The 15,813-nt window shown below is 48.0% G+C and carries 11 protein-coding genes and 2 pseudogenes; 3 read left to right on the top strand and 10 right to left on the bottom strand.

Annotated features, from left to right (window positions below):
* Positions 1-71: 71 nt before the first annotated feature.
* The 6 genes from ACR32F_RS05975 to ACR32F_RS05950 form a co-directional block, all read right to left on the bottom strand.
* Positions 72-1,052 (bottom strand): glycoside hydrolase family 43 protein, encoded by a 981-nt coding sequence (locus ACR32F_RS05975; RefSeq protein ID WP_440117079.1) that lies wholly within the window; start codon positions 1,050-1,052, stop codon positions 72-74.
* 1,283 nt (positions 1,053-2,335) lie between these two features.
* Positions 2,336-3,757, bottom strand: a complete 1,422-nt coding sequence (locus ACR32F_RS05970) for an arabinan endo-1,5-alpha-L-arabinosidase (protein WP_440117077.1) — start codon at positions 3,755-3,757, stop codon at positions 2,336-2,338.
* A gap of 56 nt (positions 3,758-3,813) precedes the next feature.
* On the bottom strand, positions 3,814-4,656 hold the full coding sequence (locus tag ACR32F_RS05965) for a carbohydrate ABC transporter permease (RefSeq protein ID WP_440117075.1): 843 nt from the start codon (positions 4,654-4,656) through the stop codon (positions 3,814-3,816).
* A gap of 26 nt (positions 4,657-4,682) precedes the next feature.
* The gene (locus tag ACR32F_RS05960) at positions 4,683-5,573 is read right to left on the bottom strand and encodes a carbohydrate ABC transporter permease (RefSeq protein ID WP_062324023.1); all 891 of its coding nucleotides are present in this window, start codon (positions 5,571-5,573) and stop codon (positions 4,683-4,685) included.
* 246 nt (positions 5,574-5,819) lie between these two features.
* Positions 5,820-7,160 (bottom strand): ABC transporter substrate-binding protein, encoded by a 1,341-nt coding sequence (locus ACR32F_RS05955; RefSeq protein WP_440117072.1) that lies wholly within the window; start codon positions 7,158-7,160, stop codon positions 5,820-5,822.
* Positions 7,161-7,290: 130 nt separating this feature from the next.
* Complete coding sequence (locus ACR32F_RS05950; protein WP_440117070.1) at positions 7,291-8,265, bottom strand: glycoside hydrolase family 43 protein; 975 nt, start codon at positions 8,263-8,265, stop codon at positions 7,291-7,293.
* A gap of 337 nt (positions 8,266-8,602) precedes the next feature.
* Between ACR32F_RS05950 and ACR32F_RS05945 the strand changes: the two genes are divergently transcribed.
* Positions 8,603-9,520 (top strand): ArsR/SmtB family transcription factor, encoded by a 918-nt coding sequence (locus ACR32F_RS05945; protein WP_440117068.1) that lies wholly within the window; start codon positions 8,603-8,605, stop codon positions 9,518-9,520.
* 211 nt (positions 9,521-9,731) lie between these two features.
* On the opposite strand, the pseudogene ACR32F_RS05940 reads toward ACR32F_RS05945, so the two are convergent.
* A pseudogene (locus tag ACR32F_RS05940) lies at positions 9,732-9,800 on the bottom strand (SRPBCC domain-containing protein); the annotation flags it as partial.
* 80 nt (positions 9,801-9,880) lie between these two features.
* Between ACR32F_RS05940 and ACR32F_RS05935 the strand changes: the two are divergent.
* Positions 9,881-10,798, top strand: a complete 918-nt coding sequence (locus ACR32F_RS05935) for a helix-turn-helix transcriptional regulator (protein WP_440117066.1) — start codon at positions 9,881-9,883, stop codon at positions 10,796-10,798.
* Positions 10,785-11,346, top strand: a pseudogene (locus ACR32F_RS05930) (DinB family protein). Before ACR32F_RS05935 ends, ACR32F_RS05930 begins: the two are co-directional and overlap by 14 nt.
* Positions 11,347-11,545: 199 nt before the next feature.
* Here ACR32F_RS05930 and pgmB read toward each other — a convergent pair.
* The 3 genes from pgmB to ACR32F_RS05915 form a co-directional block, all read right to left on the bottom strand.
* Positions 11,546-12,220: a beta-phosphoglucomutase gene (pgmB, locus tag ACR32F_RS05925; RefSeq protein ID WP_440117064.1), complete on the bottom strand. Its 675-nt coding sequence runs from the start codon at positions 12,218-12,220 to the stop codon at positions 11,546-11,548.
* 25 nt (positions 12,221-12,245) lie between these two features.
* Complete coding sequence (locus ACR32F_RS05920; RefSeq protein ID WP_440117062.1) at positions 12,246-14,528, bottom strand: glycoside hydrolase family 65 protein; 2,283 nt, start codon at positions 14,526-14,528, stop codon at positions 12,246-12,248.
* Positions 14,529-14,669: 141 nt separating this feature from the next.
* Entirely contained in the window at positions 14,670-15,692 is a 1,023-nt protein-coding gene (locus ACR32F_RS05915) for a LacI family DNA-binding transcriptional regulator (RefSeq protein WP_440117060.1), read from the bottom strand.
* Positions 15,693-15,813: the final 121 nt, after the last annotated feature.

The raw sequence follows: 15,813 nt of genomic DNA, 5'->3' as shown, positions 1-15,813 counted from the left end.
ATACGTAAAAGCCCTTAATCAGCATCACTCGCTAACTAAGGGCTCTTCTTATCCACCAGCTATAATGAATATTATTTCGATTCAACCGCAGCTTTTCCATCTGGGACAGGTACACCGAAATCAGGTGTGCCATCTTCACGCCAATGAATCACTTGAGCACGGGCGTGGCGGTTCGGATCATAGAGGGGATCACCCTCGATGTCTTTGTAATTACGTGCATGGTAGATCAGAATATCCGTCTTGCCATCCGGCGACACGGTAAAGCTGTTATGGCCCGGACCGTACTGGCCGTTCGCTTCACAAGTCTGGAATACCGGTTTGGGTGATTTCACCCAGCTTGCCGGATCAAGCAAGTCGGCATTTTCATCTGCAGTGAGCAGACCCATACAATAATTGTAATCGGTCGCGCTGGCCGAGTAGCCGATAAACAACCGCCCATTCCGATGCATCACGGCTGCTCCTTCATTGACCTTAAAGCCGATGATCTCCCAATCGTACTCCGGCGTAGAGATCATGACCTGTTCGCCGCGTATCGTCCATGGGTTTTCCATTTCGGCAATGTACAGGTTCGAGTTGCCCACAATATCGGGATCTTTCTGTGCCCAGACCAGATAGCGGATTCCCTTATGTTCAAAGGTCGTTGCATCCAGAGCGAATGACTCCCACCGGGTGTAAATCTGTCCTTTCTCTACCCACTCTCCTTCGAGTGGATTCGCAGAATCGTTCTCCAGAACATACATCCGATGATCGAACAGACCTTCGTTGGTCTCACTGGTGTGAGCCGCAGCATAGTGTATGTACCATTTGCCATCGATAAAATGAATCTCCGGTGCCCAAATGTTGGCACTCATTGGCCCTGTATCACGCTTCGTCCAAGCTGTTACCGGCTCGGCATCTCTTAACTCTTCCAAAGTCTCTGCTCGCCTGATCTCAATCCGGTCGAAAGCTGGCACGGAAGCGGAAAAATAATAGTAACCATCCGTATGACGGTACACCCACGGATCAGCACGCTGCTCCAGAATAGGATTGGTAAATGTAATGGAATCAGTCATGGGAATGCTCCCCTTTCAATGAATGTGTGTGGCTCGAAGTTAGGTTTTGTAAGGCATACGTGAAAAAGCAAAGGCAAGACATGGTGCACCGCGGACGCTCCGGGGGTGGCAGGGCCTTGGCGCTCTCTTGTCCTCCGATTTCCTTTTCCCACCGCTCCTGGCGGTTGAAATCGGAGGACAAAGACGCTCCTGCGGCTCCTTCCTCCCCCTGCGCTGCTTGTGCACCTTTGGAGCAACAGCTTCGCTCTTTTCGCGCTCGCTGATCTACAATCCAACTTCGAGCCTTGGATGCGGCTCGGTAATTGTGGGGTCGACCGCTTTGCTTGGTCGACTCTCCCCATCAAGTGCAGTGCTGGCCGTAAGTCTATCGGCCAGCTTGGGGTACACACCGCGGACGCTCCGGGGGTGGTAGGGCCTTGGCGCTCTCTTGTCCTCCGATTTCCTTTTCCCACCGCTCCTGGCGGTTGAAATCGGATGCCAAAGACGCTCCTGCGGCTCCTTCCTCCCCCTGCGCTGCTTGTGCACCTTTGGAGCAGCAGCTTGCTCTTTTCGTGCTCGCTGGATTACAATCCAACTTCGAGCCTTGGATGTGGCTCGGTAATTGTGGGGTCGACCGCCTTGCTTGGTCGACTCTCCCCATCAAGTGCAGTGCTGGCCGTAAGTCTATCGGCCAGCTTTTGATGCCGCGACGCTCGGGGGCGGCAGGGCCTTGGCGCTCTCTTGTCCTCCGATTTCCTTTTCCCACCGCTCCTGGCGGTTGAAATCGGATGCCAAAGACGCTCCTGCGGCTCCTTCCTCCCCCTGCGCTGCTTGTGCACCTTTGGAGCAGCAGCTTGCTCTTTTCGTGCTCGCTGGATTACAATCCAACTTCGAGCCTTGGATGTGGCTCGGTAATTGTGGGGTCGACCGCCTTGCTTGGTCGACTCTCCCCATCAAGTGCAGTGCTGGCCGTAAGTCTATCGGCCAGCTTTTGATGCCGCGACGCTCGGGGGCGGCAGGGCCTTGGCGCTCTCTTGTCCTCCGATTTCCTTTTCCCACCGCTCCTGGCGGTTGAAATCGGATGCCAAAGACGCTCCTGCGGCTCCTTCCTCCCCCTGCGCTGCTTGTGCACCTTTGGAGCAGCAGCTCGCTCTTTTCGGGCTCGCTGGATTACAATCCAACTTCGAGCCTTGGATGTGGCTCGGTAATTATGGGGTCGACTGTTTTGCTTGGTCGACTCTCCCCATCAAGTGCACGGCTGGCGCTAGGCTACGGGCCCGCCGTGCAACCTCGGGGGCGACCTTCTACTCCTCAGCCGCGCTGATCTGCTTGCCCCAGACCGCAATGCCGCGGTCGCTCAGACCTGTCACCACAAGCGCAGGCTGGCCCCGCTCCCAGTCCCAAGACGGAAGCAGCTTCAGTTCTTCCGCGGAAGCTCCGCCCCATGGGCTTTCTTTCCACTTTAGTGTCAGTGTTTGTATGCCATCAAACGTCCAGGTGCCTGAACCATTTTCGCTTTGAATTTTACCGTTGCTCGCCAGTGTATAAGGCAAAGCCTGCACCTGCCCGTCCACTGACGGATCAAGCGCCATGCCTTCCCACTCCCCGGCAATCATCGACTTCGGAATATCCTGAGCAGTCTCGCCAGCATAACGTTCTGGTGAAACCACAGGCCAGCCATCCTTGGTCCACAACATTTTGCGTACATGCAGATAGGGCCAGTTTTTATCCGTTTCGCCCCGCGCATGATGTACGATATAATAATCGTCGCCATCCTTCAGAACGGAGTTATGTCCAGGTGCAATCCAGCCCTCCCCTTCCGTGAAGCGATAACCGCCCAAAATTTTGGTACCGATCTCGTATTGCGGCAGATGCTCCGTATCCAGCATGTTCATGCCGTTTACATCCGTGTAGGGTCCTGTGATTGAATCAGAACGGGCCACTCGCACGTTATAATCCTCGAACAAGGAATCATACGAGACGAATAAATAGTACTTTTTAAACTCCGGGTTATACACAATGTACGGGCCTTCCACCGCACCTTCTTCCGTTGCACGATCCCGAGCAGCAATGCGTGTACCATAACCATCATCCCTGAACTTTCCGGTATCTGGATCAAGTGGCGCAATATAGATTCCGTCAAAAAATGAACCATACACCATCCACGGATTGCCTTCGGCATCCAATACCGGATTGGCGTCAATGGCATTCAGCTTATCCTTTTCATTCTCGGCTGTTTTAACAACCAGCCCCTCATCCTTCCACGGACCTTCTGGTGAAGTAGAGGTCTGCAAACCGATGGCTGACCGCGTACTTCCAAAGGTGGAAGCTGAATAATACATCCGATAGGTGTCTCCAGCCTGAATGATATCCGGTGCCCACAGGTTAACTGCGCCTGTCCAATCAAGCGCCTCCTTCGGAATACCCGGCAGAGCCTGACCTACCCAAGTCCAGTTGATCAGATCATCCGATTTGCGTACCATGACGCCGGGTTTCGCTTCTCCTGCTACACGAACGTCTGTGGAATAGACATAGTACCCCTGATCGGTTTTGATAATGGCAGGATCATGGGCATTGTTCACCGTCCAACGGGATTCATCATCCAGAATGGACGTGTCATACAATGAAGTATCTTGGGGAGCTTTCGGAAAAACCGGCTGGGACACCACGTCCCCTGTCCCTTCTCCAGAACAGCCTGTAGTCCCAACCAACAGCAACAACAACATGGAAGCAACCACTCCTTTTCCTGAATTCATCCAGCCTCGGATTCTTTTCTGCTGGTTCATCCCTTCACGCCAGAGATCGCTACCGATTCAATAATTTGTTTCTGGAAGATGAGGAAGATGATCAATACTGGCAACAGAGCAACAATGGAAGCCGCCATAATAAGCGGGTAATCGGTCTGAATCGCATATGTGGCATTGAAGTTGGCAATAACCAGTTGCAATGTCTGCTTCTCAGGTGAATTCAGATAAATAATCGGTGCCAGATAATCATTCCAGATGCCCATAAACCATAGAATCAGTTGGGCTGCAATCGCCGGTTTGATGAGCGGGAACGTTATGCTGGAGTACAGTCGGAAATAGGAACTGCCGTCAATTTTGGCTGCCTCGATAATGGCATCAGGCACACTAAGCAGGTATTGACGAAGGAAGAAGATCATGACCACGTTACCAAACAACCCTGGAACGATAAGTGGCAGCAGCGTGTCCACCCAGCCCAGCTTCGAGAACATGATAAATTGCGGAATCATGACGGTCGGATACGGAATCATCATGGATGCAAGCAAAGCAAGGAACAGTTTATTTTTATGCGGGAATCTTAATTTCGCAAAAGCAAATGCAGCGATACTGGACGTAAACGTTCCGACAACGGTAACACTGACCGCCACGATCAAACTGTTTTTGACTCCGCTGAGCAACGGACCCGCTTCCCAGATTTCTTTATACTTTCCGAATTGGAACACTTCAGGAATCCACACGGGCGGAAGCGCGAACACATCCTGCTTCTCCTTCACGGAAGTGGACAGCATCCAGATCAGTGGCGCAATCATCGCAATAGCCCCAATCGCCAAAGCGATAAAAATGAGAGTGTTCGTTAATTTTCTCTTTTGACTGTAAGACATCTTCGGTTCACTCCTTTCCTTGACAATCAATCCCCATCATAGGCTGATTTTTCGTTCATTTTGAATTGCACCAAGGTAATGACAAAAATGAAAATACCAAGGATCATAGCCATCGCTGAGGCATAACCCATTTGCAGGTTACTAAATGCTTTCTGCCAGATGTAGAAGACAATCGATGCCGATGAATATTCAGGACCACCCGTAGGCGTCATAATGTTCATTTCGGTGAAGATCTGGGAACCCCCAATAATATTCGTAACGACAAGGAAAAAGGTAACTGGCTTCACCATCGGCCAGGTGATGTTGCGGAAGATCTGGAACCCGTTCGCTCCATCCAGCTCAGCCGCCTCGTAATATGTACGTGATACACTTTGCAATGCAGCCAGGTACAATAACATCGTGTACCCCAGACCTTTCCACACCGTCATAATAATCAGGGCCGGTTTGACTGTGTCTTTGTTCGCCAGCCAGTTAGGACCTTCAATGCCAAACAGATCCAGGAACTGGTTAACTAATCCGTAATCTCCGTTGTAAGCCCAGTTCCACATAATGGACACGGCCGCCAGGGAAGAGATGACCGGAATATAATAAATCACACGAAACGTTGTTGTGCCGGGAATTTTACGATTCAGACCCATCGCCAGCAATAACGCAAGCAACAAACCAATCGGGATACCCAGCATCAGATAAAAGGTGTTAAACATCGCTTTGTAAAACAGATCATCCGTGAGCAAATCCTTAAAATTGGCTAAACCAATAAAGTTCATCTGCCCCAAGCCATCCCAATCCGTAAACGAACCGTACAAGGAATAAAGAAAAGGGAACAGGACAAAGATCAGCAAACCAAGAACCGGAGGCAAAATAAACAAATATCCGTACAGCCTCTCTTTGCGATACAAGCTAGATTTTGTAATCACTGCGCTCACCCCTGTTTCTAATATCAGTATGTTGCATGAATCGATAGATTGCCTGCTTGCTTGATCAATTCATGCAACATACCCGTATGGAATCCAAAATGGTGCCAGCAGCGTGATAGCAGGCTGCTGGCACCGCCTTTTTTGAACACTGAACTCACTACTCTATCCGTTTGGCGTAGGCTACTTCTATCTCGAACCTACCTTTCTATCTTTTCATTCACATGATTTCAGCATGTGGCAACATGCTCATTTCTGAGATTTCTTTTCCTGTTCGACAGCTTTGTCCAGCAACTTCTGCATTTTTGGCTGCTGCTGCTTCACGTAGTCTGCGGCTGTAATCTTGCCATCCAATACAGGCTGAATGTCAGTGAAGAACAGGTCATACCATTCCGCATTGTACGTGTAGTTACCTGGCAGAGAACGACCATAATCCTCTACGATATCAATGAACTCCTGTTTGTTGGCTGGTTTCGTAGATGTATCTTTCGCCCACTCGTCAGCCATATCGAGCAGATTCGGAATTTGTACTTTGGCATCCACCAGCTGCTGCATGCCTTCTTTGGATGCAGTCAGGTAATTCACCAAGGCTGCCGCTTCTTCCGGATGTTTCGACTTGGCAGATACACCGATTCCAAGAGAACCGATCCACGTTGCTGATTTTCCGGTTGATCCTGCAGGGAAAGGCAGCAAATCATAATCGAAAGGCAGTTTCTCAAATGTACTCATATCCCATGGTCCTACAGGGAAGAAGGCCATTTCGCCTTTCATCCAGCGTTGGTAGGTATCCAATGTTTGCGCTTCCTCAATGGAAGGTGTAATGTTGTATACGTTCTGCATATCCGCGAAGAATTGTAGCGCTTCTGCGAATTTCGGATCATCAATGGTCACCTTCGTTTTGCTCTCATCCAGCCAGTCACCACCATTGCTCCATACAAAGGATTGCAGTGCCCACTGTACGTTAAAACCTGTACCGAATACATCCGGTTTACCGTCCCCGTTTGTATCCTTGGTCGCTTGCTGGTTCACCTTAATGAACTCTTCCCATGTATATGGTTTATCATTGTCAGGCAACGGGATGCCTTCTTTTTCAAACAAAGTCTTGTTGTAGCCTAGTGCAAATGGCCCGAGATCCTTCGGCATGCCGTAGAGATCACCTTGTCCTGCCATCTTGCCGTCATAACGGTATAGATCCACTCCATATTTCCAGATGTTATTCAAATCTACATCAGCATTATTTTCAATGTAAGGTGTAAGATTCATGAGAACATTGCTGTTCACATAGGCCTTAATATCGCCCGGGTTAAAATAAAATACGTCAGGCAAGCTGTTGCCTGTAATTGCCGCTCTCAGCTTGGTTGCATATTGATCCGCGGCCGTTACAATGATTTTGACTTTCACACCCGGATTCTCTTCTTCGAATTTCTTAACCACCTTCTCGTACGCTTTCTGCTCATCTGTGCCTCCGCGGAACATAAATGTTAATTCCTTGTCCCCGCTGGAGCCACTGCTTCCCCCGCAGCCTGCGAGTACCAGCGCACTTACCAGCATAAGAAGCATAAACGTGACCCAACTCTTTTTCTTGATCATCTGAACCCCTCCTGATCTGGATTGTAAACGTATTCAACTGATGAAATATAATTTCTGTTGTTAAATTTATCAAATCCAGATCACTTTAGTCAATACTTTTCTAAAACATTTTATATTTATCTAAAATAAATTAATACATCGGCCATCCGTTGGCGTCCCACCGCAAGTCATTAATCAACAATTTCGGGTCGCCGTCATTCTCTGCATCATAGGCATGGCGTGCAATTACATTGCCATACACATCCTGGCCACCTGGTCCTTTCCATCTGTCATTGCCTGTGTCCAATATGGTTCCGCCACCATTCAGCATGTTTACACCGTTTTTGTCCACATAAGGACCTGTAATGCTGGTCGAACGCCCATAAACCATTTTGTAGGTGCTGTTCACCCCTTTGCAGCAAGTATCGATGGATGCGAACAGGTAATAGTATCCGCCACGATATACGATACTTGGTCCTTCAATGGCTCCCCCGTTATTCGGACGCGCCGCTATGGAAGAGATGTTACCGGTAGGTTTCATCGTCTTTTTGTCGAGTTTCACAATTTTCAGTCCGCTCCAGAAAGAACCGAAGGCCAGCCATGGGTTGCCTGAGGCATCGATGACCAGATTCGGGTCAATCGCGTTATAATTGTTGGCAGAGGTAGTTTGGAGCACCAACCCCTCATCCTTCCACTGACCTGCACCGATGCTGTTTGCAGATGCAAGCCCAATGGCCGATCTGTTGGAGCCAAAAGTTGAGATAGAATAGTACAGCCAGACTTTCCCGTTGTACTGCTCCACATCAGGCGCCCATACATCTAGACCGCTATGCCCAGGAACAGCAGTGCCCCACCAGGATGGTCTGCTCAGAAAGATCTGAGGCACACGGTACCACGATGAACCATTATCAGATTTCAATACCTGAATACCAGGCCCCGTTGAGAAGGTATACCACGAACTGCCTTCTTTGATAATGGAAGGATCGTGGACAGCAATATCTCCGGTCACATTCCAAAATGCTGCGAATGCCCGGGACTGACCAGCTAGTAACAAAACAAGTACAAGTAGTGCCGGTAATGCCCAACGTTTCTTCCTGAGTCCTGTCAACCTTTTCAACTTATTCATACTGAACTCCACCTCTCCTAATCAAATGGTTAATTTGGTTCATGAAGTAATAAATCAATTTAGGTATACTAGGATTATAAAAGCGGTTACAATACATTTCAATGGTATATTTCAAACAGTTATGAAATGATTTAAGCTTATTTTTTAGAACTAATATTAAGCAATATATAGATTAAATCTTTACTTTTTCCATATAAATAGAGGATTTATCTGCAAATTCTCTGCCCTTCCCTTCCATCAGCTAATCATTTATAATTGTCTAAAATAAAACATATACATGTACAAAAGCCCTGAGTTTACATCGGCTTTGTTCAGAACGGGGAAAGGAAAACCACCTATGATTTATATTAAAGATCTGATGTCGGGTGTGAATATTTTCAAAGCGCTCAGTTCGGAAATTCGGATTCAGATCATTCAGCTACTGGCCAAAAATCAGAGCCTTAACCTCAATGATCTGGCAATCAAACTGGGTCTAAGCAATGGCGCCATTACGATGCATATCAAAAAGCTCGAGGAAAGTGGCTTGATCGAGATCAACACTGCGGTCGGTAAACACGGAATTCAGAAGATCTGTTATCTCAATGAGGAAAAATTGATGGTGGATCTGCGTTCTCAGGAGATTAGCAACCGTTATGAAGTGGAAATCCAGGTGGGGCATTACAGCGATTATCAAGCGGCACCCACTTGTGGTCTCGCCACCCGGGATAGTATTGTTGGGGAATTTGATGATCCGCGTTATTTTGCGGATCCCCTGCGGATTGACGCGGAGATGATTTGGCTGGCAGAAGGTTATCTGGAATACCGGATTCCTAACTACCTCAAGCCAAATCAGTCGTTTAGCGAGATTCAACTATCGATGGAGCTAGGCTCCGAAGCGCCGGGATATTGTGACAATTACCCTTCGGATATATATTTCTATGTCAACGGAATCGAGATTGGATGTTGGACTAGCCCAGGAGATTTTGGCAATACACGCGGCACGTTCAACCCGGACTGGTGGCCGCCGCATCTGAATCAATACGGGATGCTGAAGCTCATCCGCATCACGCAGGAAGGCAGCTATATCGATGGATGCCGCATTTCGGATGTAACCCTGAACGAGATCGGACTGGATTACAAAAGCGATATACACTTCCGCATTGCCGCTACCGATGGACCAATAAACAAACGGGGATTGACGATCTTTGGCAAACATTTTGGCAACTATGGGCAAGGCCTTCTCGCTCGAGTGCTTTATAATGTGCAGGAGGAATAGCTCAACGTCTCTGTGATTCGTTCAACCTCAGACCTGTGCAAATGGCAGCGAATAGCGCGTGCTCGGTCCGTTAGACTCAAATAACGCCAAAAAGGGATGTCCCCGCCATGCTTACGACGTGTGGGACATCCCTTTATTTATTTCTGACACTTTCTGTTACTTCACCTGACCCAGATGCTCTTCCAGTCGGTCCCAGGTTTCCGTAATTTCAAATTTCCTTATACACACCTTTGCCCCAAGATTCCATACCGTAAAAATCACCCTGGTTTATATCCTCACACGGAGCCTACGGATCAGAAACAACGCTATGATATAATAATGACCTGTGATACAAAATGGAATAACAGGTGGGGATTATATATGAAGTTGGAGCGATTGATCTCGATCATCTACAAGCTGCTGAATCATGAAGTGTTGTCTGCCTCCAAGCTGGCCGAAGAATTTCAAGTTTCCCCAAGAACCATCTATCGGGATGTCGATGTCATCTGTGCTGCTGGCTTCCCAGTCATATCGTTCCAAGGACATAAGGGCGGATATGGCATGATGGACGGATACAAAATGGATAAAAGCCTACTCGGCTCGTACGATGTCGATGCCCTGATTACCGTGCTTGGCAGCCTCTCCTCCGTGTTTGAAGACGCGCGTGCCCAAGGGACGATTGAGCGCCTGAAAACGGTAGGAACACAGCAGTCCACATCAAGCCTGGCAGTGGACTTGGAAACCCACCGTACACATCCGGATGCCCTTCGTGATTTGCGCACGGGCATTATGGAGCGTAAAATCATCTGTTTTGATTACATTAATAAAAAAAATGAACGTACAACCCGGGAGATGGAACCGGTGAAACTTCACTTTAAATATCGAAACTGGTATGTTTATGGATTTTGCCGAACACGGGAAGATTATCGGGAATTTCGACTGTCCCGGATGATGAACATGTCCCTGACGGAAGAATCCTTTCAGCCGCATCTTGATGTGCCAAAAGAAACTGCCTTGTCTAACAGGGAATGGAAAAATGAGGTACGTGATGTGGTGTTTCGGGTGAGCCCGGAGGCGTTAGCAGAGGCGATGGATCATTTTCACCAAGCGGATAAACAATTTCATGACGATGGAAGTATGACGATGTGCCTTCCGGTTTATCAACCGCTGGAAGCCAGATGGCTCTGTTCTTTTCTGCTGAGCATGGGTAGTCGGGTTGAAGTCCTTGAACCTCTTGAACTGCGAGGGATCGTACAACAACAACTTCGAAGCGCGCTCCAACTTTATGAGGAAGTATAACAATCTGTTGTCATACTTCTTTTTTTATAATCATTTTATAACCAATCCAGACCAAATGTATAACTACCACACCTGGGCCAACCAAACGATCCTGGGCAGAATTAAGGAACTCCCGCCCTCTGTACTGAATGAGGAAGTAAACAGCTCGTTCCCTACTCTCACTCATGCGCTGAACCATATCTATGTCGTGGGATAAAATGTGGTACCTGGTTCTGACTGGCATGGATATGCGGGAAACGCTGCAAGCATGTATGCCTTTAAACGAGAATATTCTGGGTTCTGTGGATGAATACATCCAGATTTTTGCACGGTTAACGGATCAGTACAGCGAATGGTTCCAAAGCCAGGATAATCTTGAGCAAACGGTGCTGCTGGACAATCCATTCGCCGGAATCCGCCAAACCCGCCTGTCGGAAATGGTGCTGCACCTGGTCAATCACGGAAGCTATCACAGAGGCAATATATCTACCATGTTGCGTCAGTTAGGCCATGCATCCGTCATGAACGACTATGCCCTATTTTGGTATCAGGAACCCGCTAAAGTATAAAGAACATGGATGAAAATGTATCTGTGGTGGAACACGAAAATTTCACTCCGCAAAATCGATTAAAATACTTTAAAAACACGATGAAGTTTGTCCATGCGACGTGAAAGTTATGAACCACAGCATGAGACCATTCGTTGATCTCCCCTAAGATAAATAAAAAAACTGGTGGATTATTAGTCCACCAGCCAATCATTCATTATTATAAAGCTCCCTTTTTTACAAACTCACTAAAACAATCCTCCAACATCCTCAAAGACAGCTCGGCGGTAGAAGCTACCACGATATCGGCATCCTGCATTTGCGAGGGCGTTCCTACGCCGACTGCGAACATCCCGGCACTCTTGATCGCCTGGATTCCGGCCTGCGCGTCCTCTATACCGATACATTCGGCAGGCTGAAGGCCCAGATTGGCCGCTCCGGTGAGAAAAATTTCCGGGTCAGGCTTGCCATGCCGGATAGCAGTAACATCTACCACACTGTCAAAATAATGCGTCAGCTCCAGCCGTTCCAGTATAAATGCTGCATTTTTACTCGCAGAGGCCAATGCGATCCCGATTCCTGCTTCGCGCAGTTCCACCAGAAGTGCATGGATGCCTGGCAGTACATCTGCAGGGGTCACCGCCGAAATGAGCCGTTGGTACTCGGTGTTTTTTTGTGTAGCCAATTCCAGCTTACGCTCAACAGTATATGCGCCCGCTTCACCCCGCGCCAAAATTTTGTCGAGCGATTCCATGCGGCTGATCCCTTTTAACTGCTCATTAAATTCCCGATCCAATGGAATACCCAATGTTGCCGCCAAGCTCTCCCATGCCTGAAAATGATATTCGGCGGTATCTGTAATTACACCATCCAAGTCAAAAATTACTGCCTTCATTATGCTCCCACCTTGTCCTCCCATATTATGAGACACTATTCGCCATTAACGGCTGCCCATTCGCAATGTGCGTTGGCTGTCCATACAGCTCCAGCGCCAGGGGTTCTCCGTCCAACAGCGTAATGATCACTTCATTTTCCTGTACAAGAATACTTAACAAGCGACCACGATAGTTGATTTTAAACGTATATTTGCTCCAGCCCTGCGGCAGGAAAGGAGAAAAGCTCAACGTTTCGTTATACGTTCTCATGCCGGCAAAACCCTGCACAATCGCCAGCCAGCTTCCCGTCATGGAAGTAATATGCAGTCCGTCCTCGGTGTCGTTATTATAATTATCTAGATCCAGCCGGGCTGTCCGTTTATACATCTCCACTGCCTTTTCCTCCATTTTGAGCTCGGCAGCCAACACAGCGTGAATCGATGGGGACAGACTGGATTCATGAACAGTCATCGGCTCGTAGAATGCAAAATGACGTGCTTTTTCCTCCAGCGTGAACTGATCTCCGAAGAAATACAGACCCTGTAATACATCCGCCTGCTTGATGAAGCAAGAACGGAGGATTTTATCCCATGACCATTTCTGATTTAACGGCAGATGACTTGGATCAAGGGAGGATACTGGGCGTAAATCTTTATCCAAAAAAGTATCATGCTGTACGAATATGCCCCGTTCCTCATCGTAAGGATAGTACATGCGGTTGGTGATGTCCTGCCAATGCGCAAGCTCATCCTCGGTAACAGCCAGCCCCTCCGATTTTTCTGAAGAAATTTCAGGCAAGACCGATAACGTATATTTTAAAACCCATGCAGCCAGCATGTTGGTATACCAGTTGTTATTGACGTTATTCTCATACTCGTTCGGTCCGGTAACCCCGTGAATCATATACTGCTGATGGCGATGGGAAAAATGAACTCGATCCGCCCAGAAACGGCTAATTTCGACCAGTACATCTATTCCATACTCCCGTAAATAGGTCGAGTCGCCCGTATAGTTGGTGTAATTGTAAATGGCATACGCGATGGCTCCGTTACGGTGAATTTCCTCAAAGGTAATTTCCCATTCGTTATGGCACTCCACACCCGTAAAGGTGACCATCGGATACAGTGCACCACGAAGACCTTGCTGCGCCGCGTTATGTTTGGCACCCTCCAACTGATGGAAGCGGTATAACAACAGGTTTTTAGTCACGTCAGGATCTGCTAGCGCCAAATACATCGGTACAGCGTACGCTTCCGTATCCCAATAGGTGGCACCGCCATATTTCTCACCCGTAAAGCCTTTTGGTCCGATGTTCAGGCGGGCGTCTTCACCGTAGTACGTAGAGAACAGCTGGAATATGTTAAAACGTATTCCCTGCTGGGCCTCCGTATCACCTTCGATTTCAACGTCGGCTTTGTCCCAACGTCCGGCCCAAGCCGCGATATGCTCCTGCTTCAGCAAAGCATATCCTTTGTTCATGGCTTCCACGGCGAGACGTTCAGCCTGTGGCATCAACGCATCCTTTTCCATGTCACGTGAAGTGGTAACCGCCACGATTTTTTGCAAATGAGCACTCTCGCCAGGGGCGACGGTATATTGATAGTGGCGTGCAGCATACAAAAAGCCTTCTTCTGTCGTCTGATGATCCTGTCCCTCGGTCACAATACCCATGGTAGCGTTGATGGTAAAACGAGGAACACCAAATGGATTATCGATCGTCGTTGTGGATAAGCTGATCAATGGTTCCTGAACCTCGCGTGTTTCCTCGATCCAGAACACCTCATTATAGTTGGTGTCCTCATTTCTCGTATTACCGTCCAGGTAAGGAACAAGCTCAATGGTTAGAGGCTGCTCGCTTATATTGGTTGCCTGATAATCAATCAGACATAATTCACGAGTGGTTATGCTTAGAAAACGTTCCGTGGTGATACGAACCTGATCATTCACGGTACAGGCACGTCGCAGAATCCCCTGCTTCATGTCCAGTTCTTGCACAAAATCACTGATATGAGCTGTGAATAAATCCACTTCCTGCCGGTTCACGATCAGACGGATTCCGATAAAATTCATGGCGTTGATGACTTTTCCAAAATATTCAGGATAGCCGTTCTTCCACCAGCCGACTTTTGTTTTGTCGGGGAACCAGACACCGGAGATGTATGTTCCTTGATGATGATCACCTGAATAGGTCTCTTCAAAATTGCCACGCATCCCCATGTAACCGTTACCTATAGACATGATGCTTTCTTGTAATCGCATGTGTGTTTTATGTAGAGTGTGGGTTGTCAGTTTCCAGTTATCTACGTCAAATAATCGGTTATAAACCATAATTGCGTACCCCTCTCGGAAAATGAAATCTTGGTTATACGAAATCAGTATATGAGCGAGTTCAGTATATAGTGCAACCGCTTGCCCTGTCAACGCAAAAAAAACTGATTTTATGGATGTCCACAAAATCAGTTTTTTGGTTCATTTCTCGGAGGACGGTAGCATCTGGCTGGATTCGCGTTCTACGATCCGATGGGGAACAATGATATGTTTGGTCAGTTCCTTGGGGTCTTCGATTTTTTCGATCAGACTTTTGGCCGCCTGATAACCGAGGGTGAAGATATCAATATCTACGGAAGTAAGAGGGGGATTCATCAGCTCAGCCAACATTAGATTGTTAAAGCTCACCATGGAAAGCTGTTCCGGCATGGACACGCCCAGTTGGGACAGAAATTTCTGTGCAGCCATCGCTACAATATCGTCATTGACGATCATAGCGGTAGGCGGCGGGGTTACTTGCAATAACGTCCGCATATCCTCCAGGGTAAAAGGCTCCCTGACAATATACTCGGCTGGAAGAAGCAAATCAGCCTCCCGCAGCGCATCCTGATAACCCCTGACTCTTTCGGTATTTACCGTCCGTTCATGATCTCCTCCAACATAAGCAATGCGCTGATGATTCAGACCGATCAAATACGTGACCACGTCCTTGGCGGCTTGGTAGTTATCGTTGTCCACATGCGTGGTTTCACTGATAAACTGCCGGGGTTTGCCGATTACAGTGTAAGGTATTTTTTCATTATGAAAATACTCCACAATTTTATCCTCTTGCTTGGAATACAGGATAATATAGCCGTCAACCCGTCCGGTACGTGTCGTCCGCTTCACTCGGGACAGCAATTCATCGCTCGTTTTCCCCGTGACAATCGACAGTGTATAGTTACGCTCATTCACCCATTCACTAATCCCGCGCAGGCTTTCCGGAAAGAACGGGTTTTGAAAAATTTCCACATCCGATTCTGGCATAATAATGCCAATCGACTGTGTCACACGGTTAGCCAGACTTTGTGCTGAGTAATTGGGCTCATAGCCAAGCGCCTTCATCTCCTTACGGACACGCGCCTTGGTGGCCTCGCTGATTTTGGGACTGTCTTGAATGACACGGGACACCGTGGAAGTAGCAACGTTGGCACGCTTTGCCACATCTTTGATGGTTACAGCCATCGTCTTCTTCTCCTTTTGCTATCTCAAGCAGGAAATATTATGTTCTATCATACGATATTGGTTTAAAATCAACAAATTCGCGGTTTTTTAATAGAAGGCCTCCGCTCATTCTCAAGATATT

It is taken from the genome of Paenibacillus hebaui (genome assembly GCF_051934385.1).
Classification (GTDB): Bacteria; Bacillota; Bacilli; order Paenibacillales; family Paenibacillaceae; genus Paenibacillus.
The sequence above is the reverse complement of the archived record's forward strand: the minus strand, read 5'-3'. Positions and strand labels throughout refer to the sequence as shown.

What these genes read in the sequence shown, in the direction of transcription:
- ACR32F_RS05920 (WP_440117062.1), bottom strand. Translation starts at nt 14,528, where the DNA reads ATGGTTTATAACCGATTATTTGACGTAGATAACTGGAAACTGACAACC.
- pgmB (WP_440117064.1), bottom strand. Translation starts at nt 12,220, where the DNA reads ATGAAGGCAGTAATTTTTGACTTGGATGGTGTAATTACAGATACCGCC.
- ACR32F_RS05975 (WP_440117079.1), bottom strand. Translation starts at nt 1,052, where the DNA reads ATGACTGATTCCATTACATTTACCAATCCTATTCTGGAGCAGCGTGCT.
- ACR32F_RS05935 (WP_440117066.1), top strand. Translation starts at nt 9,881, where the DNA reads ATGAAGTTGGAGCGATTGATCTCGATCATCTACAAGCTGCTGAATCAT.
- ACR32F_RS05950 (WP_440117070.1), bottom strand. Translation starts at nt 8,265, where the DNA reads ATGAATAAGTTGAAAAGGTTGACAGGACTCAGGAAGAAACGTTGGGCA.
- ACR32F_RS05915 (WP_440117060.1), bottom strand. Translation starts at nt 15,692, where the DNA reads ATGGCTGTAACCATCAAAGATGTGGCAAAGCGTGCCAACGTTGCTACT.
- ACR32F_RS05945 (WP_440117068.1), top strand. Translation starts at nt 8,603, where the DNA reads ATGATTTATATTAAAGATCTGATGTCGGGTGTGAATATTTTCAAAGCG.
- ACR32F_RS05965 (WP_440117075.1), bottom strand. Translation starts at nt 4,656, where the DNA reads ATGTCTTACAGTCAAAAGAGAAAATTAACGAACACTCTCATTTTTATC.
- ACR32F_RS05970 (WP_440117077.1), bottom strand. Translation starts at nt 3,757, where the DNA reads ATGTTGTTGTTGCTGTTGGTTGGGACTACAGGCTGTTCTGGAGAAGGG.
- ACR32F_RS05955 (WP_440117072.1), bottom strand. Translation starts at nt 7,160, where the DNA reads ATGATCAAGAAAAAGAGTTGGGTCACGTTTATGCTTCTTATGCTGGTA.